A 1,728-nucleotide genomic window follows, 5' to 3' on the forward strand; every position below is an offset into this window, starting at 1 on the left:
GTGGCAGAAATGCCAACAAACAGAGATTAAACTGAAGAGTTTGATCCTGGCTCAGATTGAACGCTGGCGGCATGCTTTACACATGCAAGTCGAACGGCAGCGCGGGGCAACCTGGCGGCGAGTGGCGAACGGGTGAGTAATATATCGGAACGTACCCAAGAGTGGGGGATAACGTAGCGAAAGTTACGCTAATACCGCATACGATCTAAGGATGAAAGCAGGGGACCGCAAGGCCTTGTGCTCCTGGAGCGGCCGATATCTGATTAGCTAGTTGGTAGGGTAAAGGCCTACCAAGGCTACGATCAGTAGCTGGTCTGAGAGGACGACCAGCCACACTGGAACTGAGACACGGTCCAGACTCCTACGGGAGGCAGCAGTGGGGAATTTTGGACAATGGGCGCAAGCCTGATCCAGCAATGCCGCGTGAGTGAAGAAGGCCTTCGGGTTGTAAAGCTCTTTTGTCAGGGAAGAAACGGTGAGAGCTAATATCTCTTGCTAATGACGGTACCTGAAGAATAAGCACCGGCTAACTACGTGCCAGCAGCCGCGGTAATACGTAGGGTGCAAGCGTTAATCGGAATTACTGGGCGTAAAGCGTGCGCAGGCGGTTTTGTAAGTCTGATGTGAAATCCCCGGGCTCAACCTGGGAATTGCATTGGAGACTGCAAGGCTAGAATCTGGCAGAGGGGGGTAGAATTCCACGTGTAGCAGTGAAATGCGTAGAGATGTGGAGGAACACCGATGGCGAAGGCAGCCCCCTGGGTCAAGATTGACGCTCATGCACGAAAGCGTGGGGAGCAAACAGGATTAGATACCCTGGTAGTCCACGCCCTAAACGATGTCTACTAGTTGTCGGGTTTTAATTAACTTGGTAACGCAGCTAACGCGTGAAGTAGACCGCCTGGGGAGTACGGTCGCAAGATTAAAACTCAAAGGAATTGACGGGGACCCGCACAAGCGGTGGATGATGTGGATTAATTCGATGCAACGCGAAAAACCTTACCTACCCTTGACATGTACGGAAGCCACGAGAGATCGAGGTGTGCTCGAAAGAGAACCGTAACACAGGTGCTGCATGGCTGTCGTCAGCTCGTGTCGTGAGATGTTGGGTTAAGTCCCGCAACGAGCGCAACCCTTGTCATTAGTTGCTACGAAAGAGCACTCTAATGAGACTGCCGGTGACAAACCGGAGGAAGGTGGGGATGACGTCAAGTCCTCATGGCCCTTATGGGTAGGGCTTCACACGTCATACAATGGTACATACAGAGGGCCGCCAACCCGCGAGGGGGAGCTAATCCCAGAAAGTGTATCGTAGTCCGGATTGTAGTCTGCAACTCGACTACATGAAGTTGGAATCGCTAGTAATCGCGGATCAGCATGTCGCGGTGAATACGTTCCCGGGTCTTGTACACACCGCCCGTCACACCATGGGAGCGGGTTTTACCAGAAGTAGGTAGCTTAACCGCAAGGAGGGCGCTTACCACGGTAGGATTCGTGACTGGGGTGAAGTCGTAACAAGGTAGCCGTATCGGAAGGTGCGGCTGGATCACCTCCTTTCTAGAGTAGCACCGGGGTTTTAGAACCCACTCATTGAGCGTCCACTCTTATCGACTGTTGAAATTGAAAGAAACAGTAGCAGTGTCCAAGTCGGGGCTGTAGCTCAGCTGGTTAGAGCACCGTGTTGATAACGCGGGGGTCGTTGGTTCGAGTCCAACCAGCCCTACCAGG

General features: G+C 53.0%; 1 tRNA gene and 1 rRNA gene. Both read left to right on the top strand.

Annotation, left to right across the window (positions count from 1 at the left end):
• Positions 1–28: 28 nt before the first annotated feature.
• A 16S ribosomal RNA gene (locus tag HHL21_RS21260) occupies positions 29–1,557 on the top strand.
• Between the two features lie 92 nt (positions 1,558–1,649).
• Positions 1,650–1,726 (top strand) — tRNA-Ile (locus HHL21_RS21265).
• Positions 1,727–1,728: the final 2 nt, after the last annotated feature.

Source organism: Massilia polaris (genome assembly GCF_012927275.1).
Lineage (GTDB): Bacteria > Pseudomonadota > Gammaproteobacteria > Burkholderiales > Burkholderiaceae_D > Telluria_A > Telluria_A polaris.